Annotated in this window: 19 protein-coding genes and 1 pseudogene; 15 read left to right on the forward strand and 5 right to left on the reverse strand. The window is 60.2% G+C overall.

Features of this window, described 5'->3' with window-relative positions; genetic code table 11:
- Positions 1–54: 54 nt before the first annotated feature.
- Positions 55–1,023 carry a 2-hydroxyacid dehydrogenase gene (locus F2P67_RS12625; RefSeq protein ID WP_166220800.1) on the forward strand — a complete coding sequence of 323 codons (969 nt, stop codon included), beginning with the start codon at positions 55–57 and terminating at the stop codon, positions 1,021–1,023.
- On the opposite strand, the gene tssA is transcribed toward F2P67_RS12625, so the two are convergent.
- The 5 genes from tssA to F2P67_RS12650 are packed head-to-tail and all read right to left on the reverse strand — an operon-like array spanning position 1,020 to position 8,553.
- On the reverse strand, positions 1,020–2,102 hold the full coding sequence (gene tssA / locus F2P67_RS12630; protein ID WP_166220802.1) for a type VI secretion system protein TssA: 1,083 nt from the start codon (positions 2,100–2,102) through the stop codon (positions 1,020–1,022). The genes F2P67_RS12625 and tssA overlap by 4 nt on opposite strands.
- Positions 2,099–5,923, reverse strand: coding sequence for a type VI secretion system protein (locus F2P67_RS12635; protein ID WP_166220804.1), 3,825 nt, complete (start codon positions 5,921–5,923; stop codon positions 2,099–2,101). The genes tssA and F2P67_RS12635 overlap by 4 nt, the downstream gene beginning before the upstream one ends.
- A complete protein-coding gene (locus tag F2P67_RS12640; RefSeq protein ID WP_166220806.1) occupies positions 5,920–6,684 on the reverse strand; it encodes a DotU/TssL family secretion system protein in 765 nt (254 codons plus the stop codon). The genes F2P67_RS12635 and F2P67_RS12640 overlap by 4 nt, the downstream gene beginning before the upstream one ends.
- A gap of 50 nt (positions 6,685–6,734) precedes the next feature.
- Positions 6,735–8,060 carry a type VI secretion system baseplate subunit TssK gene (gene tssK, locus F2P67_RS12645; RefSeq protein WP_166220808.1) on the reverse strand — a complete coding sequence of 442 codons (1,326 nt, stop codon included), beginning with the start codon at positions 8,058–8,060 and terminating at the stop codon, positions 6,735–6,737.
- Positions 8,061–8,106: 46 nt separating this feature from the next.
- Complete coding sequence (locus tag F2P67_RS12650) at positions 8,107–8,553, reverse strand: type VI secretion protein (protein WP_166220810.1); 447 nt, start codon at positions 8,551–8,553, stop codon at positions 8,107–8,109.
- 227 nt (positions 8,554–8,780) lie between these two features.
- Between F2P67_RS12650 and tssB the strand changes: the two genes are divergently transcribed.
- The 14 genes and pseudogenes from tssB to F2P67_RS12720 all read left to right on the forward strand — a co-directional run bounded on the left by tssB (position 8,781) and on the right by F2P67_RS12720 (position 25,072).
- Positions 8,781–9,323, forward strand: coding sequence for a type VI secretion system contractile sheath small subunit (gene tssB, locus F2P67_RS12655; protein ID WP_064117633.1), 543 nt, complete (start codon positions 8,781–8,783; stop codon positions 9,321–9,323).
- A 30-nt stretch (positions 9,324–9,353) separates the two neighbouring features.
- On the forward strand, positions 9,354–10,838 hold the full coding sequence (tssC, locus tag F2P67_RS12660) for a type VI secretion system contractile sheath large subunit (RefSeq protein ID WP_007958864.1): 1,485 nt from the start codon (positions 9,354–9,356) through the stop codon (positions 10,836–10,838).
- A 76-nt stretch (positions 10,839–10,914) separates the two neighbouring features.
- Entirely contained in the window at positions 10,915–11,412 is a 498-nt protein-coding gene (locus F2P67_RS12665; protein WP_007958866.1) for an Hcp family type VI secretion system effector, read from the forward strand.
- A gap of 15 nt (positions 11,413–11,427) precedes the next feature.
- On the forward strand, positions 11,428–11,871 hold the full coding sequence (gene tssE / locus F2P67_RS12670) for a type VI secretion system baseplate subunit TssE (protein WP_166220811.1): 444 nt from the start codon (positions 11,428–11,430) through the stop codon (positions 11,869–11,871).
- Entirely contained in the window at positions 11,855–13,648 is a 1,794-nt protein-coding gene (gene tssF / locus F2P67_RS12675) for a type VI secretion system baseplate subunit TssF (protein WP_166220812.1), read from the forward strand. Before tssE ends, tssF begins: the two co-directional genes overlap by 17 nt.
- Positions 13,612–14,637, forward strand: a complete 1,026-nt coding sequence (tssG, locus tag F2P67_RS12680; protein ID WP_166220813.1) for a type VI secretion system baseplate subunit TssG — start codon at positions 13,612–13,614, stop codon at positions 14,635–14,637. Before tssF ends, tssG begins: the two co-directional genes overlap by 37 nt.
- Position 14,638: 1 nt before the next feature.
- Positions 14,639–17,179 (forward strand): type VI secretion system ATPase TssH, encoded by a 2,541-nt coding sequence (gene tssH, locus F2P67_RS12685; RefSeq protein ID WP_166220814.1) that lies wholly within the window; start codon positions 14,639–14,641, stop codon positions 17,177–17,179.
- A gap of 77 nt (positions 17,180–17,256) precedes the next feature.
- Complete coding sequence (locus F2P67_RS12690; RefSeq protein ID WP_166220815.1) at positions 17,257–18,753, forward strand: hypothetical protein; 1,497 nt, start codon at positions 17,257–17,259, stop codon at positions 18,751–18,753.
- A gap of 131 nt (positions 18,754–18,884) precedes the next feature.
- Entirely contained in the window at positions 18,885–20,033 is a 1,149-nt protein-coding gene (locus F2P67_RS12695) for a hypothetical protein (protein ID WP_166220816.1), read from the forward strand.
- Positions 20,034–20,100: 67 nt separating this feature from the next.
- Positions 20,101–20,376: pseudogene (locus tag F2P67_RS12700) on the forward strand (type VI secretion system ATPase TssH); the annotation flags it as partial.
- Between the two features lie 73 nt (positions 20,377–20,449).
- On the forward strand, positions 20,450–21,421 hold the full coding sequence (locus tag F2P67_RS12705) for a hypothetical protein (protein WP_166220817.1): 972 nt from the start codon (positions 20,450–20,452) through the stop codon (positions 21,419–21,421).
- An 87-nt stretch (positions 21,422–21,508) separates the two neighbouring features.
- Positions 21,509–22,099 (forward strand): hypothetical protein, encoded by a 591-nt coding sequence (locus tag F2P67_RS12710; protein WP_166220818.1) that lies wholly within the window; start codon positions 21,509–21,511, stop codon positions 22,097–22,099.
- A 29-nt stretch (positions 22,100–22,128) separates the two neighbouring features.
- Positions 22,129–23,043: an endonuclease/exonuclease/phosphatase family protein gene (locus F2P67_RS12715; protein ID WP_166220819.1), complete on the forward strand. Its 915-nt coding sequence runs from the start codon at positions 22,129–22,131 to the stop codon at positions 23,041–23,043.
- Between the two features lie 19 nt (positions 23,044–23,062).
- On the forward strand, positions 23,063–25,072 hold the full coding sequence (locus F2P67_RS12720) for a type VI secretion system Vgr family protein (protein ID WP_166220820.1): 2,010 nt from the start codon (positions 23,063–23,065) through the stop codon (positions 25,070–25,072).
- Positions 25,073–25,084 lie beyond the last annotated feature (12 nt).

Consider the following 25,084-nt stretch of genomic DNA (forward strand, 5'->3'; position numbering starts at 1 on the left):
GCACTCTGACACGACTTTCGCGACCGAACCGCCATGGATCTGAGGAGCCGCGCAATGCCCGCCACCGTTCTGGTACTGGTTGAAACCATCAATGACTATTTGCCGATTCTCGAACATCAGGGCTTTCACCTGATTCTCGCGCCGACCCCTGCCGAACGTGCGCAAGCCATCGCCACTCAGGGTGCGCGCATCGACGCCGTGCTGACCCGTGGCCCGCTCGGCCTGACCGCCGATGAAATCGCCGCACTGCCTGCCCTGAAGATCATCACGGTGATCGGCGCCGGTTACGAACAGGTCGACCTGCAAGCCGCCAGTGATCGCGGGATTACCGTGACCAATGGTGCAGGGGTCAACGCCTCGTCGGTGGCGGATCATGCGATGGCCATGCTGCTGGCGCTGGTGCGTGACATCCCGCGTTGCGATGCGGCGGTGCGCCGTGGGGAGTGGCCGAAAATCATGCGCCCGTCACTGGCCGGCAAAAGGCTGGGCATTCTCGGTCTCGGTGCCGTGGGCATGGCGATTGCCAAACGCGCCGGGCTGGGTTTTGACATGGACATCAGTTACCACAGCCGTCAGGTGCGCAGCGATGTGCCCTACGCGTTCTGCTCGACGCCGACTGAACTGGCGCGGGCCTCGGACTTTCTGATCGTCGCCACGCCCGGCGGGATCGGCACCCAGCATCTTGTGACGCGTTCGGTGCTCGATGCGCTCGGGCCGAAAGGTTTCATCGTCAACATTGCCCGCGCCAGCGTGATTGCCACGGCGGATCTGATTACCGCGCTTGAGCAGCGGCGCATTGCCGGCGCGGCGCTGGACGTATTCGACCACGAGCCGCAGGTGCCGGATGCCCTGAAATCCTTGAGCAATGTGTTGTTGACGCCGCACGTCGCCGGGCTGTCACCGGAGGCGACCCAAGGTACTGTGGAACTGGTCGGCAAAAACCTTGTGGCGTTCTTTTCCGGGCAACCGGTGCTCACGCCGATTCAACTGCCGCCGAAAATCAGCAATCAGCGCGTGCACTAAAGCACGCCCAGTAACGTCCACAAACGTCGTGATTCGGCGTCGGCGCTGATCAACTCACCGAGCAACTCGCTCAACGGTTTGTTGCCCCACTCGACCCCGCGCCGGATCAGATACGGCACCGGGCTGTGGGGCTCGGTACGCGCCAGGTATTCGGCGATCAACAGCAGTTGCCGGTACGCTTCTTCGCGACTGGCGGGCTCACGGAATACCTGTGCAACCGGCGCCTGTTCTTCAGGCGCCGCGACGGCAATGGGCGTTTCGGCCTGTGGCGCTGGCGGCGCCGGTTGTTGTGGGTGCATGGCAATAAACTCCTGAACCAGCATCAGCAGCGCCTGAATGGTTTCCTGCAACGGGCGCAATCCCGGCCCCTGATCCCCCAGATAGGCATCGCTCCAACTGTCGAGTCGTCGCAGATGTTGCAGGCTCAGCAGCAGATTGCCCTGCGTGCGCAGCCAGAACGCCAAAGGCGTGGCGCGAATCTGATCGTTGAGCTTTTTCTGTTCGTTGCGCGCGGTTTCCGCAGAGGTCTTGGCGTTTTTGCTGTCGTTGGCCTGCACCTGTTGAATCTGCACACGACGCCAGACTTCAAGGGTGTAACCCTCGAAATCACTGTTGCGGCTGCCGAACAGCGGCACCCGGGTGAGCAGCACTTCCGTGTACCGACGCACCAGCCACTCCAGCGGAATCACCCGCCACGACTGATCGCCGTCCTCGGCCTGCGGGTGCAGGTGTTCGGGAAAGCGCTCGCACAAACCGGCGATCAGCGCCAGGCTGCCGGGCAAACCGTCCAGCGCTTGCAGATGCAGCCAGGCCTCGCCGAGCCAGGCGCTGAGCATCAGATCCTTGCTGCGTTCCAGCAACAACGTAGTGGTGAGTTTTTCGACTTCCGGCCAGTTCGCGCGTTTGAGCGTTGATTGCCAGACGCCGGTCGGCAGGCTGGCGTCATCCTCACGACGCAGGTCGCGCAACTGGTCGAACTCGCGTTCGTAACGCAGATCGACACCGCAGGGCGCGTCCGCGCTGATCGGCGCAAGCAACTGATCAATCAGGTCGGGCAACGGGGTGGAAGGCAGGCTCACAGGTTCTCCTTTTGCGCTTCAAGTGCAGCCGTGGTGCCAGTCAGTTGAAACGGCGAGCGCGGTGCGCGGGTCGGCAACGGTGCAATCGACAGCGGCAGTTTCGAGCCTTGGCTCATCAGCGACACCCGCACAAACATCCGCGTGAATTCAGTGGTCACGCTGTCGGTCGACGCCGTCACCGGCAGGCGCAGCGTCAGCGGGAAATCGGTGTAGTCCATGCTCGGCTGGCGCTGCACCGAAAAATGCGCGCGCATCAGCCGCAGCAACGACCACGGCCCGCCGTACTCCCAACCGGCCTCGAGATCACGCACCACCAGATTCGGTTGCAGCGGATCGTTGACCGGGCGCTCCTTGCCATTGCGTGCCCAGCGCAGCGTCAGGCGAATCGGCTGGCCGACTATCCAGCGCAGGTTCGGCTGTTCGGCGGGCACCGGATAGTTGATTTGCTGACTGCCGGCGAGCAGTCCCCAGGCGATCACTTGATCAGCGCCTCGCTCTTCTTCCCGATCGGTGCGCCAACGCACGTCCAGCTCAACACCAAGAATGCCGCTCTTGTCACGCACGAACAGCGGCGTCAGCCAACCACTGGCCTGCTTCAATCGATTGAGAAAATCTTCCGCCGCGAGCCGTTCCGGGGTCTGACTGAGCACCAGTCCGGCCTGCGCCACGGGCAAGCGCTTGTCGATGACTTCGAGGAAATGCTGAACCCGTGCAGGATCCGCATCTTGCGCCTGCACGCCGTTGGCGAAAGGGAAACGATCGGCCAGGTATTGATTGAAATAGTTGGCCAGTTCATTCCATGCCGCTGCGGCCTGTTGTTGCTGCAAGAACTGGCAACGCTGCATGGCCGACTGTTGCAGCTCGACCGCGCGCATCGCCAGGGTTCCGCGCCCGCCCGCGACATTGGCGGTCTGCAACACCTGCACGCACGACGCGGTGTCCATTTCGACGAAATCGCGACTGACCAGTTGCTCGATCTGCGCCGGCGAACTGGCCGGGTTGGAGTCCTTGTACTTGAGCAGTTCGTCATTGAGCGCGCTGAACTGGGTCACGCGTTCGTAATCCAGTGCGGACAGATTGCCTTGCTGCGTCATCAGCCACTGCAGCGCCGACTGACGCCGCTCGGTGATGCCCAGCATGGTGTTGAACTGTTGCTTGAGGCTCAGCTTCAAGTCCTGCACATCACTGGCGCCGTACAGTTGCAGGCCGAGGTTTTTCGAGCCGTCCCACTGGCTGATTTCGGCCCGCCCGCCGAATAATGGCTGCGCAGTGATTTCATCGAGGCCAGCGACAATCTGCGCCATCGCGCGACGGTTCAACGCACCTTGCAGGCGCGCGGCCAGATCATTGCGATGCACCTCGACGAAGGCCTTCTGCAACGCCATGGCTTGCTCGGCCTGAACATTGAACACCGCATACGGATGAGTCTGATCGTTGTGATCCTTGAGGCTCAGCCACATTGCCTGAGCGGCAGCGGCTTCAGCCGTTTGCAGCAGCGCCTCGCGATACGCCGGCGGGATCCGTGGCAATTCTTCGGCGACATAGCTTTTATAACTGGTGAAGTAATTCAGTGAGGTGTTGAGGTCATCGCCATCCACGGTCTGGCCTTGCAGGTTGACGTTGTCTTGATTGGCGCGCAGGGCAACCGAGACGAAGTCGCGCTTGAACAGCGCCTGCACGGCATTGTTGAGTTTGACCACCTGCTCTTGCAGCGCCAGTTGCCCGCTGCCCTGCTGCACCAACAGGTTCCCGCGTGAGCCGACTTGCGCGATCCATTGATCGCGAAAGCTTTGCTGCAACTTGCTCGCCTGTTGATCCAGCTGCTGCTCGACTGCCGGGCCGAGCAAGGTACTTTTGCGCACCTTGTCGAGGAACTCGCGATAACCCGGCACCAACTCCTGACCCTTGCCACGACTCCACGTGGAATTGGTCAACGCAATCGCCGCTTGCAGGTCGTCGATCAGCGCGCGCAAGTCTTCCAGTTCTCGCAGGCTGTTGCCGCTGCCGACTTCCAGTTGCTCCAGGTGCAGTTTGAGATAACCGGCCTTGCTGACGAAGTTGTCGGCGAGGAAATACTGGTCGAGCCAGCGCTCCATCAGCCCGGAGAAATTGCTCTCGATCAGTGGCCGATCAACGCTCAGGTCCAGCGCCTGCAAGTCGCTGCCGTCGCCTGCCACCAGCAAACGGTTGTAGAACCCCGCGTGAGGCAAGGTGCCGGCGTTGAGGTTGAGCGACAGCGCGTTGTTGCTCAGTTGCACCAGATCATCCAGCGGCACACGGGGATTATTCTGCACCTGATTGAACAACTGGTTTTGCTGCTCCAGTCGCAAGGCACGATCCACCAGATCAGTTGCCTTCTGATAGTTCTGCCACTGCGCCGGATCCTCGCTCTCGACGCTACTGCGCCGATCCGTGGCGCGGATCGCTTTGATCTTGTTCAGTTCGCCGACCAGCAACTCATGCAGCGGCACCAGCATGTGCCGCTGGGTGGACTGAAACAGCTCCTGCTGCAGCCGGGTATCCAGCGACGAGAACCACGAAACCGGAAACACCAGCGAGACATAATCCCAACGCGGGGCGCGTTCCAGCACCCGCCAGAAGCTCTGCACATTGCGCCGGGTCGGCTCGACTCGATGCGCTTCGTCGGTGACCGCCACATAGCTTTTTTGCGCGCTCTGCATCAGTCGCGCCAGTTCATGCGCATCCTTGACCGACTGATTCCACACCCACAGCATCGCCACCGCCCAGACCACGCCAACCACCAGCGCTACGCCAGCGGTGATCCGCTGCCAGCGCTGACGCAAACGCAACAGGCGCGGCACGCCTTGGGCCAGACCGCGCTCGCCGACCAGACGCTGGCGCCACAACTGGCGCACGAACACGCTTTGCTGCAATCCGCTGTCATCGGCAGAAAAACCGTCCCGGGCATCCTCCGATGCCTGACTGGCACTGAAATACACGCCGCGAAAGCACGGTGCTTCGCCCTGCGCATTGCCCTGAAACACTGGTTCCAGCACGCTCTGCAAACCACGGCGCAGGGTTTCCAGACGTTCCGGCAAGGCGTACAGGTCTGGGCTCAAGTGCCCGGACAACGTACCGATTTCAATCACCGCTTCCGCCACGGCGCGGTGAATGCGATCGAGTGCCTGATCGCTCCACTGCCCTTGCCAAACAGTGTCGCGCGCGTAGGGTGACGACCAGCCCAGCGTGCGTTCGCGAGCCTCATCGGGTAGCGCGCTGATCAGTTCCTGAAAACCCGGCAACTCTTCCAGACCGGTCACGATCACGTAGACCGGCACGCTCAAGCCGAAGCGTTGCAGCAAATCGATAAAACGCCGGCGTGCGGCCAACCCGAGGCTGGCGGCCTGTTCCAGATTGACCAGTCGACTGGCCGGCACCATCCAGATCACTCCGTCCAGCGGCCGTTTGCTGCGCAGGCGCAGGATCAATCCGAGCAGCCGCCACCAGCCGCTTCGCTGCACGTGCATGCCCTCTTCCGGCAAAAACAGCGCTTGCGGCACCACCAGCACGGCGCCCTCGGGATCCGACCACCAACGGCCAAACCATGCCGGTTTGTCGGTCGGCTGCAAGCGCCATTCGGTGACCAGTTGCGTGCCTTGAGTTTCGTCGCCGAGCATCAGCAGCCAAGGCATCTGGTAGCGATCGCGACTGCCTTGCTCCTGCTCCATGTGCCGCACGGCGGCATAAAAGCTGCGGATCGCCGCGCCACTTTGCGTACGCAACCACCACACTGCCGCAGCGATGATCACCAGCAACAGCAGCAGCGCGACGACCCACGCGACAATCGTCAGGGTGCTCATGAGTCTTGCTCCGGCGCAGTCACCGTGTCAGTCATTTGCAGCACCGGCTCCAGCTCCGAACGGATGTCGCGCCAGAGAAACTGGCCGAATCCGATCAGCAACAGCAGCATCGCCAGAATCCCCAGCGCCAGACGAAAGCCGTCCGGCAGCGCGGTGCGTACCGGCAGTTGCAACGGCGTGGCCAATGAAGGTTGCAGCAGACGCTGACTGACATTGGCGTAACTGGCCTCGTCCTGCCAGGCAAAGGTGAACAGTGCCAGCCGCCATTTTTCCAGCTGCGTCTGGCTGTGCTCGCCGCGCATACGCCCATGAAAACCAAGAATCAGGCATTGCAGATACACGTTGGCCAGATCGCGGGTGGTCGGTTGTTGTTCATCGAGCAGGGTTTGAATCGCTGCCGGCAGCTGCTCACCGGCCTGACGACTGGCGTACAGACGCGACTCCAGCGGCGTGTCCTGCCACGCCGATTGCCCGGGCCACGGAGTGAACAGCAACGTCTCATCGACCAGTGCGACAAACGCATAAACCAGTGCCTTGACCTGCTCGGTCGCCGAATCGCCGACCCGCGAATACGCCGTGCGCCACAAACGTTGCGAAGCCTGCGTCGAAAGCTCGACCACGGTCTCGACCAGCGCTGCTTCGTCGTCGTTGTCCTTGGGCAACTGCGTCCAGTCCTGTTGCCATTGCTGCCAGGTCTGGCGGAACGCGCTGCTCAGCGGTGCGTCCTGCAAACCCAGGCTTGCGGCACTTCCTTGCGACATACGACGTTCCTTGTGTGATCCGGCGCCCTGGTTTTCAGACATGGGTTTTTCTAGGCCGTGTTCTGCGCGACAAACAGCACCACCTGCCACGGACTGCTGGTCAGCTTCGCGGCCGGCGCGGCGATCATCAGCGGCAGTTGCGCGTCGAACCACGCGCCTTCGGCGGTGAGCACAAACAGCCGCGTGTCTTCGCCGACGCTGTAGGCCACTTGCTCGCTGCGGCTCATGGCCTGATGGCTCAACCCGATCATGCGCTGGCGACTGAGCAGCGCAATATGCGGTGCCGAAGCGATGATCGCGCCGCGCAACCAGTCACCCGCCGCCTGCTCGCTGGCACCGTTGGGCATGCGCAGACCGATGACCAGACGCTGGCTCGGCTGCTCGTCCGGCAACTGAATCGAAAAGCTTTGCTCACCGCGTTCGAACGGCAGGCTGCGGTAGCCGGCGCGGATCAGTTCAAGGGTGGTTTCCAGCCATTGCAGCACCGCGTCGTAACCGCGCTGCAGTTCAAGAAAATCAAGCGCTGCGAACGCCGGCACGCCAGCCAGCGGATCGAGCGCCGCCCATGCACCGGCCAGGCCAAGCAATTGCCCGTAGAGGGTTTGCGGCTGGGCAATGCGACTGTTCAACGTGCCTTCGACCTCCGGCAGACGCGCCCACAACGCGGTCAACTGGCGGCGAATTTCCAGCGCGTCGTCCTGATTGCCGGCCTGTTGCGCCTGACGCAAACGGCCGCCCAGAAACAGACACTTCTCCCGCGCCCGCGCGCAGAGCCCGGCCACGCGCCGACCCAGTGGCGAGTCCGGCAGCAGAATCGGTGTCGGCGGCGTGTAGGCCAGTGGTAGAAAACCACCGCCCTCCTTGCGGATTTTCAACAACGGCAGGCAGATCGAATCGGCCTTGTTCAGTTGCGTGCACAGCCGGGGATTGGGGCGCCATACGGTGATCGATTCGGGAAATTCGCCACTGGTGAGATCCGGCAACGCCTCGCCGACGACCGATTGCAAGCGGCCCTTGAGCGGCAGCAACTGGCCGGCGCGCCACATCGGACTGATCGCCAGGAACACGGTGACAGTGGCATCGTCGGTGGCGTTGATCGCGGCGCTGACATCCAGCTCCAGCGTCGGCCCGACGCCGGCCTGCAAATCCACGGGCAGACCATCGGGCATCGTCCCTTGCAACGACAACACCCGCACCACGCCAGCGCTCAGCGCCGAAGGATCGAACTCCATGTGACTGACGCCCCAGAACCATGGATTGCTCGCTTGCGCCAGATGAGCGCCCAACGCTTCGGCCCGCAACCCTTGCAACTGAAAATGCTGCGGCAGCAACTGCATGCCTTCGTGCCAGCAAACCGCGTCAGGTAGCAAATTCATACGACTCCCTTCGACTGCGCCGCAAACCGGCGGCGGACGGTGTGTTTCAGTTTTCCTTGCTGACCAGCGTCATCTCGCGGCTGTCGAACTTGAGCCAGGCATCGCTCTGATCGTCGAGCCGCAAGCGGTGCGCTCCGGGAGTGTTATAGCTGGCGAAGACCAAAAGTCCAGCGGCCTTCTTGCCCCCCAGCGGGAAGGGTTGGCGGTCGATGAATTGCCCCGGCACCAGCTCCAGTCCCCACACGCTCATCAGCTGACGATAGTCGCGCTGATACTGCTCGCGCCCGGCGAACCATTGGCCGGCACTGATGCCCGACAACTGCTTGAGCAGATCAGGGTCGTTGACCGCGATGAAATCCACAGCAATCGGCGTGTCGTCATTGGCTTTGGGCGCGACGTCTAGGGTCAGGCTGTCGAGTGCCACTTTCGGCCCGAAAAACGAGCAACCGGTCAGCAGCGCAAAGCCAATTGTTATGAAAAGTCGTGCAGACAAAATGAATTTTCCTTTTCGCGATCCTGTCCAAAAATGTTTTTGCTTGCATTTTTATAGACCTGTTCTAGCGTCTTGGGTAGTTCGGTTCCTACAGCCGAATGAGGAAGGTTTGTCAAAGGAACGACAGGTCATCTGCCACCCTTTCTAACCTGTGGTCCAGCAAGGGAAAGCGATGAACGGGCCTCCCCGATGCATTGCGCCCGCTCATCGCATCGGAGTCCGCCGACATGGCAGAAAGTACTCAACACAAGCTTGACCGGGTGCGTCCGCCCCGAGTGCAAATCACCTACGACGTCGAAATCGGTAATGCCATCGAGAAAAAGGAATTGCCGCTGGTGGTCGGAATTCTCGCCGACCTCTCCGGCAAGCCGCTCGAGCCATTGGCAAAACTGACCGAGCGGCGTTTTACCGAAATCGACCGCGACAACTTCAACGAAGTGCTCGCCTCGATCGGTCCGCGCGCCACCCTGCAGGTCAACAACACCCTCAGCGGCGACGACAGCAAGCTCAACATCGAACTCAACTTCAAACACATCGACGACTTCGACCCGGTCAAGGTGGTGGAACAAGTCACACCGCTGCGCCGTCTGTTCGAGGCCCGCCAACGCCTGCGCGATCTGCTGACCAAACTCGACGGCAACGATGACCTGGACAAGCTGCTGCGCGACGTCATCGCCAACACTGAAGGCCTGCAGGAAATCAAATCGGCCCGCCCGGACACCGCTACCCCGGCAGCCGATGCCGAGGCTCCGGCCGAACCGCAAGCCTGATCGTCCACTTAATCGAGGGGAGAATTCGCCATGCCCGCCGCCGCCCAGAATCAAGCCAGCGAAAATGCTGCCGCCGAAACTTTATCCCTGCTTGACCGGATCATCGCCGAGGGCCGCATGGCCCACGATGACAGTCAGCAGGATTACGCCCGCGACATGCTTGCGGAGTTCGCAACCCAAGTACTTGACGAAGGCATGGCCATCGACAAGGACACCGTGGCGATGATCAACGACCGCATCAGCCAGATCGACGAACTGATCAGTGCCCAGCTCAACGAAGTGCTGCATCATCCCGACCTGCAAAAACTCGAAGCCTCATGGCGTGGTTTGCACATGCTGGTGCAGAACACCGAAACCAGCACCCGGCTGAAACTGCGCCTGCTCAACGTCACCCAGAAAGAGCTGCAGAACGATCTCGAAAAAGCCGTGGAATTCGACCAGAGCGCGCTGTTCAAAAAGATCTACGAAGAGGAATACGGCACCTTCGGTGGCCACCCGTTCAGCCTGCTGGTGGGTGACTACACCTTCGGCCGGCACCCACAGGACATCGGCCTGCTGGAGAAACTGTCGAACGTCGCCGCCGCTGCCCATGCGCCGTTCATTGCCGCTGCCAGCCCACGCCTGTTCGACATGAACAGCTTCACCGAACTGGCAGTGCCGCGTGATCTGTCGAAGGTGTTCGAGAGTCAGGAGCTGATCAAGTGGCGCTCGTTCCGTGAGAGCGAAGATTCGCGCTACGTCTCGCTGGTGCTGCCGCACTTCCTGCTGCGTCTGCCTTATGGCCCTGACACCTCGCCGGTGGAAGGCATCAATTACGTCGAAGACACCAACGGTACCGACCACAGCAAATACCTGTGGGGCAACGCCGCGTGGGCACTATCGCAACGCATCACCGAAGCATTTGCCAAGTACGGCTGGTGCGCGGCGATTCGTGGCGCAGAAGGCGGCGGCGCGGTCGAAGGCTTGCCTGCACACACCTTCCGCACCAGCTCCGGCGACCTGTCGCTCAAGTGCCCGACCGAAGTGGCGATCACCGACCGCCGCGAGAAGGAACTCAACGACCTCGGTTTCATCGCCCTGTGCCACAAGAAGAACAGCGACGTCGCGGTGTTCTTCGGCGGCCAGACCACCAACAAATCCAAGGTCTACAACACCAACGAGGCCAACGCCAACGCGCGGATTTCGGCGATGTTGCCGTACGTGCTGGCGGCCTCGCGTTTTGCCCATTACCTGAAGGTGATCATGCGCGACAAGGTCGGCAGCTTCATGACCCGCGACAACGTGCAGACCTACCTCAACAACTGGATCGCCGATTACGTGCTGATCAACGACAACGCCCCGCAGGAAATCAAGGCGCAGTACCCGCTGCGTGAAGCGCGGGTGGACGTCACCGAAGTCGCCGGCAAGCCTGGTGCCTATCGCGCGACGGTGTTCCTGCGGCCGCACTTCCAGCTCGAAGAACTGACCGCGTCGATCCGCCTGGTCGCGACCCTGCCGCCACCGGTAGCCGCCTGACCTGCACACGCCCGCAGGGTTTTCCTGCGGGCGCCTCCCGTTTGCCTAGCGCGACACCTTTCAGGAGTTTCAAGCGATGGATGCAATCATTCTCGACCTCGGCGGCGACATCAAAGGCGACAGCCTGCTCGAGGGTTATGCGGACAAGATCGAAGTCATGTCCTACAGCCACAACGTGGCGATGCAGGTGACCAACGACGTCAGCAACTCGGAGCGGACCTCCGGCAAGCCTCATGTCGGCGAATTCACCCTGACCAAATTCGTCGACACCTCGACCCCCTCCCTCAACGAATACTGCTGCGCCGGCAAACCGATCCCGGAAGCCAAAATCACCATCGGCCGTAACGCCGCCGAGGGCAGTGGGCAACTGTTGCCGTTCATCATTTACACGCTGACCAACGTGGTGATTTCCAACGTCAGTGTCAGCGGCGGCACCGGCGGCAAACCGGTGGAAACCCTGTCGCTGAACTTCACCAAGATCAAATGGGAACTCACCGCGCAGAAAGACGACGGCACCAAGGAAGGCACTGCCGCGTCGACCTGGGACATGGCCGCCAACAAACTCGTCAGCTAACCCGGCGTCGCGGCCATGGCAGGCACCGGCTTACTTCCACCGCTGTTCGAACGCCTCGCATCGAGCGAGGGCGACGGCGCGCGGGAGTTCGATCGGCAGGATCTGCTCGACTCGGTGCACGCCGAGCTCGGGCGCCTGTTCAACACCCGCCGTGGCCCGCGCACGTTGACCACACCACCCAGCGTGATCGACTACGGCATCGCCGACTGGAGCGCCCTGCAGCAGCAACGCAGCGATGACCGTCGTCGGCTGGCGCGGGACATTCGCGAAGCCATCACCTATTTCGAGCCACGCCTGCTGCTCGGCGAGGTTCAGGTCAATCCCCTGCCTGAGCACCCGCAGCGCCTGAGCATTCGCCTGCTCGGCGAGTTGCGCAGCGGCTCGCAGCACTGGCCGGTGGCCTTTGTCATCGAGCCCGGCAACGAAGGGCTGGAGGTGCGCCATGAGCGACTCGATTGACCCGCAACTGCTCGACTACTACCAGCGCGAACTGACCTGGCTGCGACATGCCGGCGGACAGTTTGCCGAGCGCTATCCGAAAGTCGCGCGACGTCTCGAGTTGTCTCCCGGCGAATGCCCGGACCCGCACGTCGAACGTTTGCTCGAAGGTTTCGCCCTGCTCGCCGCACGCCTGCAACGGCGGCTCGATGATGACTACGCCGAATTCAGCGACGCGCTGCTCGAACAGCTTTATCCCCTGGCCATGCGCCCGTTGCCGTCGTGCGCGATCGTCCAGTTCGAACCGGACCCGAGCAAAGGCAACCTCGACGGCGGCTATCCCCTGCCCCGGGACACGCCGTTGTTCGTCACCACCAGCAAGGGCGAAAGCATCCACTTTCGCACCAGCGCCGCCGTGCGTTTGTGGCCAGTAGAAGTCAGCGAAGCCTTGTTGCTGGGCAGCGATGAAGCCCAGGCGCTGACCGGCGTAGCGCAGTCCCGCTCGGCGTTGCGCCTGAGTCTGCGCTGCCTCGGCGACAGTCAGTGGTCGGAGCTTGGCATCGAACAACTGCGCATTCACCTGGCCGCGTCACCGGTAGTCAACGCCAGCCTCTACGACCTGCTCGGCGCCCACGCGGTGCAGGTGTTGGCCGGCTCGCCGGGGAGCATTCCCGCCCGGGTGAAAGGCTTGCCGAAGATCGTCGGGTTCGCCGATGACGAAGTGCTGCTGCCGGACGAAGACGGCGTGCATCCGGGCATGCGTCTGCTGGCCGAGTACTTCGCATTCCCGGACAAATTCCACTTCTTTGATCTGCCACTGTCCGGCGCTTCGAGTGACAGCCAGACGCTGTATCTGTACATCGTTTTTGATCGTGCCCCGACCAGTCGACTGCATTTGCAGGCCAGCGATATCGCGCTGGGCTGCGCGCCGGTGATCAACCTGTTCCCGCGCACTTCGGAGCCGTTGCGTCCGGACGGCACCCGCAGCGAGTATCGACTGGTCGCCGACAGCCACCGGGAAAACAGCGTCGAGATCCACAGCATCCGCAGCGTGCGCGCCAGCTCCGCCAGCGGTGTGCAACGGCTGCCGGCGTATTTCGGCAGCCAGCACAGCAGCGGTGACCGGCAACGTTACTGGCATGCGCGACGGGTCAACGGACAGACGCCGAACCGGCTCGGCAGCGACCTGCTGGTCAGCGTCGTCGACACCCGTTTCGAACCGCAAACCGACCTGCCCGATTACAGCCTGACCGCCGAACTGCTGTGCACCAATCGGTATCTGGCCCAGAGCCTGCCCGCCGGTACGCCGCTGGGTTTCGAACGGCCGGGCCCGGTGGCGTGGGCGCGCCTGCGCAATCCACCGAGCCCGCAGAGCTTGCCGCGTCTGGACGGTGATTCGCGCTGGCGGCTGGTCTCGCAACTGACCCTCAATCATCTGTCGCTGGTCGAAGGGCCACAGGCGCTGGATGCGCTGAAGGAAATCCTGACCCTGCACAACCTGCGCGATGAGGCCAGCGCCCTGCGTCAGATTGAAGGTCTGCTGAGCCTCGGTTGCGAGCGGGCGATCGGCCATGTCGGCGCCGACGCCTGGCGCGGCTGGCGCAACGGGCTTGAAGTGCAATTGCAGCTCGATCCACAGCATTTCGTCGGTAGCAGCGCGGTGTTGTTTTCAGCGGTGCTCGCGCAGTTCTTTTCGGTGTACGCCACGGCCAATCGCTTTGTGCGCACGGTGCTCATGCAGGCAGACAAGGAGGTCAAGGCATGGCAACCCCAAGCCGGCATGCCCCTGTCGCTCTGACCCTGAGCCAGCGCCTGCGCCGTGATCCGCAGGCGTTCGAATGGTTGCAGGCGCTGCTGTTGCTGGAGCGCGAACAGCCTCAAGCCGAATCCCTCGGCAGCGGCACCTCGCCACAGGCCGAAGCGCTGAAGTTGCGCGGACCACTGACACCGATGTTTGCCGCCAGCCAGATCGAGAGCCTGACTGAAGAGCCGGGCGAAGCGCTGACGGTCGACACACCGGTTTTCGGCCTCGGCGGGCCAGACGGGCCGCTGCCCTACGCTTATCAGGAATGGCTGCAACAGCGGGCGCGGGCCAAGGATCATGCACCGGCCGAATTCCTCGATCTGTTCCAGCATCGACTGCTCAGCCTGCTTTACAAGGTGATGCGCAAACACCGCATTGCCCTCGGTTTCACCACGCCCGGCGCCTCGCCGGTGCAGGCGCAACTGCGGGCGCTGACCGGGCTGCTGCCCAAATCCCTGCAAGAGCGCCAGGCGATTCCCGACTGCGCCGTTCTGGCCTGCACGGCGTTGTACGCCGATGGCCGCCGGTCATTGGCGGGGTTCGCGGCGATTGTCCGTGAGCAGTTTTCCGTGGCGGTGGAACTGAGTGCTTATGAAGGGGCGTGGCGTGAAATTCCACGCGCCAGCCGCAGCGTCATGAAGGCTGGCGGACGCAATCTGCAACTGGGTCGCAACGCAGTCGCCGGGACTCGGGTCTGGGATGAACATGCCGGGATTCGCCTGACGTTGGGGCCGCTGCAATCGACGCAGGCCGCGCGCTTCTTGCCGGACGGCGAAGCGCATCCGGCACTGGCCAGCCTTGCTGCGCTGTATTTCGGCCCGGATCTGGACGTGAAACTGGTGCTGCTGGTGCGCGGTGCCGGGCCGCTGCAACTCGGCCGACAAACCCCGGCCCTGTTGAGCTGGAACGGCGGCCTGCAACGGCAGACCAGCCTGGCCGTGCAACGGATCGAAACCCGCCTGCGTCAGCTGGAGATCACCTGAAATGGAACTGGCCAGCCTGATCGGACGCCTCAACCCGGACAACCGCCGCGCCCTCGAACGCGCCGCGCAGCGGTGTTTGCAGCGCGGGCATCACTTTGTCGAGATTGAGCATTTGTTGCTGGAACTGCTGGATATCGAGGGCGGCGATTTTGCCTTTCTGTTGCCGCGCTTCGGGCTGGAACGGGATGCGCTGACGGCGGAGATCAACAAGGCGCTGGACCTGTTCAAGGCTGGCAGCACGCGCACACCGGCGTTGTCTTCGCATACCTTGGGATTGCTGGAAGACGCGGTGGTGCAGGCCAGTGTGCTGGGGATCGACAGCATTCGTTCCGGGCTGCTTTTATTGGCGTTGATCGACCGTGACGAACGCCGCAGTCTGCTGCTCAACAGCGCATCGTCATTGCTGCGAATTCCCAAGGAAGCGCTGCGCGCCAATCTGCTGGAGTGGACGGAAAACTCACGCGAACATGTCGGCCCGCGTTCCGTGTCTTCGGGGAGTCCAACGCCACGGCAAGACTCGGTGCTCGATCAATACACCCAGGATCTGACCGCCGACGCCCATGCCGGGCGCATCGACCCGATCGTCGGTCGCGATGGCGAAATTCGCCAGTGCATCGACATTCTTCTGAGGCGCCGGCAGAACAACCCGATTCTGGTCGGTGCGCCGGGCGTGGGCAAAACCGCCGTGGTCGAAGGCCTGGCGCTGCGCATCGCCGCCGGGGACGTGCCGCCGTCGTTGCAGGAAGTCAGTTTGCGGGTGCTCGACCTTGGTTTGCTCCAGGCTGGGGCCGGGGTCAAAGGCGAATTTGAACAGCGGCTCAAAGGTGTGATTGACGCGGTTCGCAGCGCCGACAAGCCGATCATCCTGTTCATCGACGAGGCCCACACCTTGATCGGCGCTGGCGGTGCCGAAGGTGGCAGCGACGCGGCCAACTTGCTCAAACCCGCGCTGGCCCGAGGCGAATTGCGCACGCTGGCCGCGACGACCTGGATGGAATACAAAAAATATTTCGAGAAAGACCCGGCCCTCGCCCGCCGTTTTCAACTGGTGCAGGTAGAAGAGCCGGACGAAACCACCGCCGTGGAAATGCTCCGTGGCGTCGCCGCCAAACTCGAACAGCATCACGGCGTGCAAGTGTTGGATGCCGCAATCCACGAAGCGGTGAAGCTCTCGCACCGCTACATTTCCGGCCGCCAGTTGCCGGACAAGGCCATCAGCGTCCTCGACACCGCCTGCGCCCGGGTCGCCCTCGGGCAGCATGATGTACCGCCACCGCTGGAGAGCCTGCGCCACCGTCAGCAAAGCCTCAAAGAAGAAGTCGAACGCCTGCGCCGGGAACAGGCCACGGGGCTCGATCACCGCGAGCGCATCACCCTGCTGGAAAGCGAATCGAAGACCAACGTTCAGGCCATCCGCGAACTGGAAACCCGCTGGAGTGAAGAGCGCGTGGCGGTGCGCGAACTGCTCGACACTCGCCGCGAATTACTTGACCTCAGTGAACGCGCCGACAGCGACAAACCGGATGAAGCCACCGACAGTCGCATCGATCATCTGGCCGCCGAACTGCTGCGTCTGGAAGCCGGCCTCGATGCGATCCGCCAGGACGATCCGCTGGTGCCCGAGCAGGTCGACGGCAAAACCGTCGCCGCCGTGATCGCCGGCTGGACCGGCATCCCCGTCGGCAAAATGCTCGCCGACGAAGCCCACGCCGTGCGCACCCTCGGCACCCGCATGGGCCAGCGGGTCATGGGCCAGAGCACTGCGCTCAACACCATCGCCCAACGTTTGCAGGCCTATCGCGCGGGGCTCACCGATCCGCAAAAACCGGTCGGCGTGTTCCTGCTGGTCGGTCCCACGGGCGTGGGCAAAACCGAAACCGCTTATGCGCTGGCGGACGCGCTATACGGCGGCGAACGCAACCTGATCAGCATCAACCTTTCCGAATATCAGGAAGCCCACACCGTCAGCCAGCTCAAGGGCGCACCGCCTGGCTACGTCGGTTACGGAAGCGGCGGCGTGCTCACCGAAGCCGTGCGGCGCAAACCTTATTCGGTGGTGTTGCTGGATGAAATCGAGAAGGCGCATCCGGATGTGCTGGAAGCTTTTTACAACGTGTTCGACAAGGGCTTGATGGAAGACGGGACCGGGCTGGTGGTGGACTTCAAGAACACCGTAATGCTCGCCACCAGCAATGTCGGGGCCGAATTGCTGCTCGATACACCGACTGCACAACTTGGCTCGGAAGCGTTCAACGAAGCGCTGCACAAAGTCCTGCTGCAAGCCTTCCGACCGGCGTTTCTGGCGCGCATGACGGTGGTTGCGTATCGACCGCTGGATGAGCAGACGCTTGAAGGGATTGTGTTGGCGAAGCTGGAGAAATTGCGTGGCCGTTACAAGGCAGCGACCGGCAAGCAGTTCGAGTTTGATTCGGGAATCGTCAAGGCCGTGCTCGCCAAATGCAGCGCGGCAGGCGCGCGGGATGTCGAGAATGTGTTGATGACCCAGGTGACCGGGAAGTTGGCGGAGTGGGTGTTGGAGTAACGCCTCGCGTCCGCAGCAAGCGCACGAAAACCGTGATGAAAGGAAGGCGTTCTTCCAAAACTGACAAGGATAATGTCATGAAAAAAGGCCTGAAATACCCGATGAGTCTGCTGGGCGCCTGTATCGCAATACCGTTGTCCGCCCAAGCGGACACTCGACATTCGGAAGACGAGCTGGTGGGCAAGGTGTCCTTCCTGACCTCCACCGTCGAAAAGCTCAATGACGCGAACCTGCAGATCGACCCCTTTCTGACCTCGGCGATTTCCCCGCCACCGGATTACAAGGGGCCGCTGTTCACGCTCAGCCATGATTATCCGACCCAATTGCCGACAGGCACTTCTTTCCCGTGGAGCAATACCACCGGCAACGGCAAGATCACCCAAGCCAACGCCGGCGCTTACGTTCAGGCGCTGAAAGATTACGTCTCGCCTGACATGCGCAAGATCGTCTACGACTACGCAAACTGGAACTACAAGGGCAGCGGCTGGTACGACTCGATCTGGCTGGGCATAGAGCGTGAGCCCCTTCGTGGCGTGTATGTCGGGTCAGGCTTTCCCGCCGGCACGCTGACGGATCAGACCCTGCCCGTGACCACGTATGTGCTGACGCTGTACGACACTCGCGCGGCGAAAACCCTCGGCGACATCTGGGGCAAAACCCCTGAGCGTGCAATGAATCCGGTGCTGGAAACGAGCACCACGCAGTTTGCCGAAGGCAGCGTCATCATAAAGTTCGCGATGGTCAGTGCCTGTGGCAGTGATTGGGCCCCCATGGAAGGCGCCGCCCAATGGGAAATCTACGCACCGGTAAACACCAGCAATGGCAGCGCACTGAATAAAACACAGTGTGTCGGCAAAGACTTCAAGGGCACCACCACTCAACCGGCGATGACCAAGGTGTCGTTGATGCAGTTCGACATCATCGTCAAGGACAGCGTCGCTTCCCCGCAAACCGGTTGGGTGTTTTCGACCCTGGTCTACGACAAGAATGCGCCGGGCAAAGACGCCTGGGACAAAATGATTCCGCTGGGCGCCACCTGGGGCGGCAACCCGGACGTCATCAACACCGCGCCCACGGCGCTGACGCCGCCGGTTACGGTCAATCAGAAACTCAGCGAAAACTGGGTCAATCCCAAATCGCCGGCTTATTCAGTCTCCACCCTGGGATGGGACGGTCGCTTGTCCGGCCCGAATGACGGCGCCGTCGTGACCCCGGCCTGGACCGGTTCGCACTACTTCCCGGCGGGACTCGCCAGCGCTGGATGCCTGGGCTGCCACAGCAGCGCCCAATATCCGATGACCGCCTTCTTGCTGCCCACCTCCAGCTACCCACCGCAAACCATCGATCCGCCACTGTCAGGCAGCGATCCTGACGCCGCACTGGTCATGGCCGAACCCGGCTCGAAACTCTGGATGAGCTGGTTCCAAAGCCGCGACGGCAAGACCCCGATGGGGCCGAACACCGCACAAGGCGCGAAACCGGTGGCGCTGGATTACGACATGGTGACAGCGTTCAAGGCGATTCCGATGTGGCAGCAGGCCAAGGCAGCTGAGGCTAAAAATGCTGGGAAGTGACTGAATCAAAGGGGATGGATTTGTATTTTGCCGTTTGCTGAACAAATAAATCCGTCCCCTTTTTCAGTCCCCTTTTTCACTTTTTCAGTCCCCTTTTTCAGTGCTGAACACTCAGTCAGAGGACATTCAAAATGCCTGATGTTACCGATGAAGCAGCTCCGACCAACAAAATCATACGCGTCGGCATTGAGCTTGAAGGGTTCGGACGCGTGAATACAAAGTGGGAAAAGCCAGGCGAAGAAGCAGTCATTGCACAGGACGGGTTCTACAACGTATTCAAAAGAACGCCACTCATACGCTCCGACAGTTTTAACGCGGCCACGGGCCATGGGGTTTATCTGACACCTGAAGATGCAAGCGATGGATATGGAAAGTCCAGTCCGGTCGAGCTCGTTTCAAACCCGCATCCGTTCACAACAGTCGACCTGACCAAGCTCCAGATCTCCGTCAAGAATGCGGCGAAGCCAACTTCGCCCATGCGCAAATCTCAAAAAACAAAACTGAGTGATCCACGCAAACCCGCAATTGATCTAATTTCTGGAAAAGAAGCGACTTCCAGATGGGAATATCATCGAGCAACCATTTCCAGAAACCTGCAGACCACAATAGGAGTGTCTGTCGAAAAACTGCTCTCCATCAAGCCCGAACTTCGCAAACTGGCGGTACAAACGCTGATCCTTAATCCGACTCGCCAAAGCTGGGTGCTAAGCCTTATTGTGGCAACAGTTACGATGCAAAAAAATCTTACAGATGTTGCCGGGCCGCTGGCTGCATTGAAGAGCAAAAAAGAAGTGCTGGGGCTCAGGCTCGCTATTTTCATGTACCTGACCAGGATCTTTGCTGAACCTTGTCTGGGGGGAAAGGTATGGGCAAAGGATTCATTCGGCGCCAACTTCAAGGGCTATTCGTCTTTCATTGGCTGCGGTGCAGCTAATAATAACGACATCCTTAAAGCCACTTATGCTCTGGACCCTTTAAAGAAGACACAAATAACAGAAAATTTATTACTGGCAGTCAAAGCCGTTTCGCCCGAATGGCTGGATGAAATACTGACGAAAACGCTGGATCTTGACCATATAGGACAACCCGGGCTATCCACCCAGACCGCGGTGCAGGAGTGGTTCGCAATTCCAAACTTTTACAACAACGAAAATCTTTATACAGTTATAGAATCCCGGGAAGGCCTTTCCTTGCTTAATCAACAAATGGCTAAATTCTTAAACGAAAAGATCAGCAGCACCATCTTTCACCTAGAAATCAAAACTCGACTACACAAATGACGCCACCAATTAAATAGTGAAGAGAATTAAATAATTTAAAAATTAGGGGACAGATTCATTTATGCAAAAAGCCCTCCTGCAAGCCTTCCGCCCGGCGTTTCTGGGACGCATGACGGTGGTTGCGTATCAGCCGCTGGATGAGCAGACGCTGGAAGGGATTGTGTTGGCGAAACTGGAGAAATTGCGCGGGCGTTACAAGGCAGCGACCGGCAAACAGTTCGAGTTTGATTCGGGAATTTTCAAAGCGGTGCTCGCCAAATGCAGCGCGGCGGGGGCTCGGAATGTCGAGAACGTGTTGATGACGCAGGTGACAGGAAAGTTGGCTGAGTGGGTACTGAAGTAGAGAAACGCTATTAGCCAGTCACAGCATTGCAGGCACAGGTTTTTACTGATGACAGAGAGAAGGCGATACGCGCATGGAGCTTAGCAACCAATACGATCTGGCCAAGATCTCAATCATTCTGGGCTCGCTCGCCAGCGGGCAAAACTGGGTCACCCATGCTTATGAGCAGTCCAGGGCTTTTGATATCCAGGAAGTGCAGTGCGCGTTCTTTCAGGGTGAGGAGCGTCTTTTTATTGCAGCAAACCCACGTGAGCACACGGGTGTCCTCAATATGCTCAATCGTTGCGGCGTCACCAATCTCAGCAGCCTGATGCAACTCTTGTATAAAGCGCACAAGATTTTCAGTGCACCGAGTGTGACCTTGCACTCGCTGGGTATGGCGTACTTTTACTCGGCCCAGGATCGAGACGGCTACAGTGCCGTCCACGCCGTCAATGCATCATTCAACCCCGCCCCCCTGACCGCAGAACAAACGACCAAGATCAAAAAAATTGTCGATATTGAAACAAAGCTGCCAAAAGACATCGAGGCTCCGCATGCCTGGCTGTATAAAAAACTGGCGGGCAAAAGCATTGATCCCAAGAAACTGAATACCACCACCGGCAGCCTTCACCTTGTGACTTCGTTAGCCAGTATCGGTACGCAAACCGTCAACGTGATCGAAAACAATGAAGAGAACGTTCACGCTGAATTGGCGCTGCTCAAGTTTTTTACGAAGGGCATGGTCGAGGGTCATTTTTCAAAGAGCAAAATTTTCCTCGGTGGCAAAAAAGCCGCCTGTGAGAATTGCCAGAAATGGATTGATAACTACAAGAAAATTCTCGTGAACGGCGCCTCACTTCATACCCCGGAAGATGCCCGTCCATCGACTACCGCAACCGATTCCACCTGCCCTTCAGAGTTCATACCAGCCCTTGTGGCGCCTGGACTGTGCAAAGTCGACACCGCTAATCCTCGTTTTAATCTGCTGTTCAGCGGCAACAGAGTGGATGCAGTCACCTGGCCTGCGCCCATTGTCGCCGTGCCGATTGCCGTCGAGGTGTAACGGGCGACGGGAAATTAATGGTTTTTCCCCTCCAGCAATGCCGTGAGGGGCTGCTATCTCATGTTCAACGAGTGCGAAGGAGTGCGTATGTACCGGACCGTTCTATATCGAGGCACCACTGAACTATGGGAGCAGGCTGTTATTGAAGCCAGCCTGCCGCCGATCAATGTTCCGATTGCCGTAGGCAGCTATCTGCAGAAGGTAAAGATCATCAAACCCAATCTGGAAAACGAAATACGCACCCGGATCGCGCAAAAACCTTGTTCTACATTGCGCAGCGGCAAGGAAATCATCCTCGGAAATGTTCCTGTCCCGTTAAATCAATTGAACGCCCAGCAGATCAATCAAGAGATTGTTGCTCGGGTGGGTGTGGAAACGGCTTTCGGTACGCCCAATTACTTCAGTCATTTTGTGCCGTGCGGGACTTACTCCGGTATTTCCGAGAATTTCGGTCACGGCGGTTACTACCGATTCGAGATTCAGGGAAAGATTTACGGCCCCACCCTGCAAGACATCGAAGAATACGTCGCCGAACGCCATGCGCTGCCGTCCTATGTCATCCCGTTGTTTCGGGGTGGCAGTAACGAAGTGCTTGCCTATACCGGAAGCCTGATTACTTCGGTGGTTTTGATGCGTGGCAGCGATGTGTATCGAACGGTTTTGAACTCACTCGATTAATCGTAAAGAGCTTGCACAAGGAGCGTTGCATGTACTCGATCATGATCTGGAATACGCAGCACTTCGATAATCAGCGGGCCAAGCTCTCCAGCGCGTATTCGGATAAAAAGCAGTTTCTGGACTATTTCATTCAGCAAAAGAAGCCAGACATTATTGCTCTGTTTGAAGTGGGCAAAACCGGATCGATCAATGAAAGTCTGGTCAGCGACTTGATGGGCAGCTACACCCTCGCCTCGGTGCTCGCGCAGGAAGGAGGCAAGAAGAAACACACCACCCTCGGTTCCATGGTGCTGATTCGCGATGCCATCGCCAAAGAGTTCGACGATGTCACCGAGCGTTACATTCTCTCGGACACCGAACAACGCGCACCGCTGATCATTCGCCACAAAGCTTCAAGTTATGGTTTTGCGTTCTATCACGCCAACGCGTCCTACATGGCACCCGGCAACATTCTCGACACCATCGGTTTCATCGAGAGCAACGCCGATAATCTGGGTATCAAACAGTTGCTGTTTTTTGGCGGCGATCTGAACGTGAATGCCGTCGAAGGGCCCGAGACAATGCTCGGCATGAGCAGATTGCTGCCCAAAGGTGCCGGCTATACCCATTTGAGCGTGCGTAATGTCACCTTGCAGCGGGCGACCAACGAACTGCGCCTGCGCCAGGAATTCGGGCAGGACATGCACCATACGCCGCATTCCTATCTCGAACACTACATGAACATGGAAGCCATCGAGCGTTGCGAAATACTGCCCATCCTGTTGATGCTCGACTACGCCTATGTTCATGCCCCACACGCTTGGGAGGCGAGCTGCGACGGTAGCGTTCAAATCGAAAGCGACATGGATGGAAACACCGTCAGCATCTCGCCGCGCTGCCTGGGCCAAGCCATTCGCAGCGACCATTTCCCGGTGTTGTTCACGCTCAAGGCTACACTCGAATAACTCTCGTAAAGGTCGCTCAATGCCCCGTTCCACCGACAGCAACACTACGCTCTCCCTCACCGCCACCTCGCTGTCGGCGCTTTACCCTGAGTCGCTCTCCGGTGAGGAAGCCCTGAACACCCTCGGCGTTCAAACCCTCAACGGATTGAACGACGGTGCCTCGCTCACCCTCACCAGCGCCGTTGCCACACACGTCACCACCACCCTGCACAACGACGCTCAATTGCGCCCGTTCGATGCCTTGGTCGCTGAAATTCGCCAACTCCCCGCCGATGCCACCGCCGAGCGCTATCAGCTGGTTCTAAGGCCGTGGCTCTGGTGGCTGACCCTGGCCAGCAACAACCGCGTGTTCCAGAACCTCGCCACGTCAGACATCGTCACGACGATTTTCAAGGCCCACGGCTTCACTGACTTCAAGCTGTCGCTGACCGGCAGTTACACCCCACGCGAGTACTGCGTGCAGTATGGGGAAACCGATTTTGCTTTTGTCTCGCGGCTACTGGAAGAGGAAGGCATCTTCTGGTTTTTCACCCACGAGGACGGCAAGCACACGCTCGTGCTGGGTGATAGCAACGACGCTTTCGTACAGATACCCAACGGGCCGACGGTCAAGTACCTGGGCCAGGGATTGGGCGAACGTGAACTGCATGGGATCCGCTCCGGGCAAGTGTGTCTGCAAGCGGTAGCCGGAGTGTATCGGGCGACGGATTACGAATTCACCACGCCGACCACTTCACTCTATGGCCAGGCCGAGGCCGTGGCCGGGCCGCGTTCGATCTACGAGCATCCCGGCGGTTACAACGCCAAGGCTCGGGGCGATGCGTTGACCAAGCAGCGTGTCGACGGTTTGCGCAGCGAGGAGAAACGCTTCGTCGGCGAGAGCGACTGTCGCTGGCTGATTCCGGGACACTGGTTCACCCTCGATGGCCACGAAGACACAAGCCTGAACGTCGATTGGGTCGTCACGCGGGTCACCCACGACGCCAGCCACGAAAGCTATCGCAACCGCTTCGAAGCGATCCCCAAGGCCACGCCGTTTCGTCCGCAACGTGTCACGCCAAAACCGCGCATGCATCCGCAAACAGCGATCGTGGTCGGCAAGTCCGGCGAAGAAATCTGGACCGACGAATACGGCCGGATCAAGTTGCAGTTCCCTTGGGATCGCGACGGCAAGAATGACGAAACCAGTTCCTGCTGGGTACGCGTGGTGCTGCCTTGGAGCGGCAAGGGTTTCGGCATGCAGTTCGTGCCGCGCATCGGTCAGGAAGTCATCGTGACCTTTATCGACGGTGATCCGGATCGACCACTGGTGACCGGTTGCGTCTACAACGGCGACAACGCCCTGCCCTATGCCTTGCCCGCCAACCAGACTCAATCGGGAATCAAGACCCAATCGTCCAAGGGCGGTGGTGGGTTCAACGAGCTGCGTTTTGAGGATAAGAAGGACGCCGAAGAAGTGTTCCTGCAAGCGCAGAAAGATCTGAAGATCAACGTGCTCAACGACACCAATGCCGCCGTCGGTCACGACGAAACCCTGACGGTACAAAACGCCCGCACCCGCACGGTCAAGGACGGCGACGAAACCGTGACCCTGGAAAAAGGCAAACGCAGCGTCACTATCCAGACCGGCAGCGACAGCCTCGATGTGAAGGACAGCCGCACGGTCAAGGTTGGCGCCGACCAGAATCACAGCACCGGCGGTAACTACACCGACAAGGTCACCGGCGATTACAGCCTGACCGTGGACGGCAACCTGACGATCAAAGTCAGTGGCACGCTCACCCTGCAAAGCGGCGGCAGTTTCACGATCAAGAGCGGCGCCGATCTGGCGACCTCGGCCAGCACCTCGATCACCCACAAGGCCGGCACCGCCATGACCAATCAGGCTGGCACTTCACTGGACAACAAGGCCGGCACCACGCTGACCAACGACGCCGGCATCAGCCTGACCAACAAGGGCGCGGCCTCACAGACCGTGGACGGCGGCGGCATGCTGACCATCAAGGGCGGCCTGGTGCAGGTCAACTGACAAGGAGCAGGC

Origin of the sequence: Pseudomonas atagonensis (genome assembly GCF_011369485.1) — a bacterium.
Classification (GTDB): domain Bacteria; phylum Pseudomonadota; class Gammaproteobacteria; order Pseudomonadales; family Pseudomonadaceae; genus Aquipseudomonas; species Aquipseudomonas atagonensis.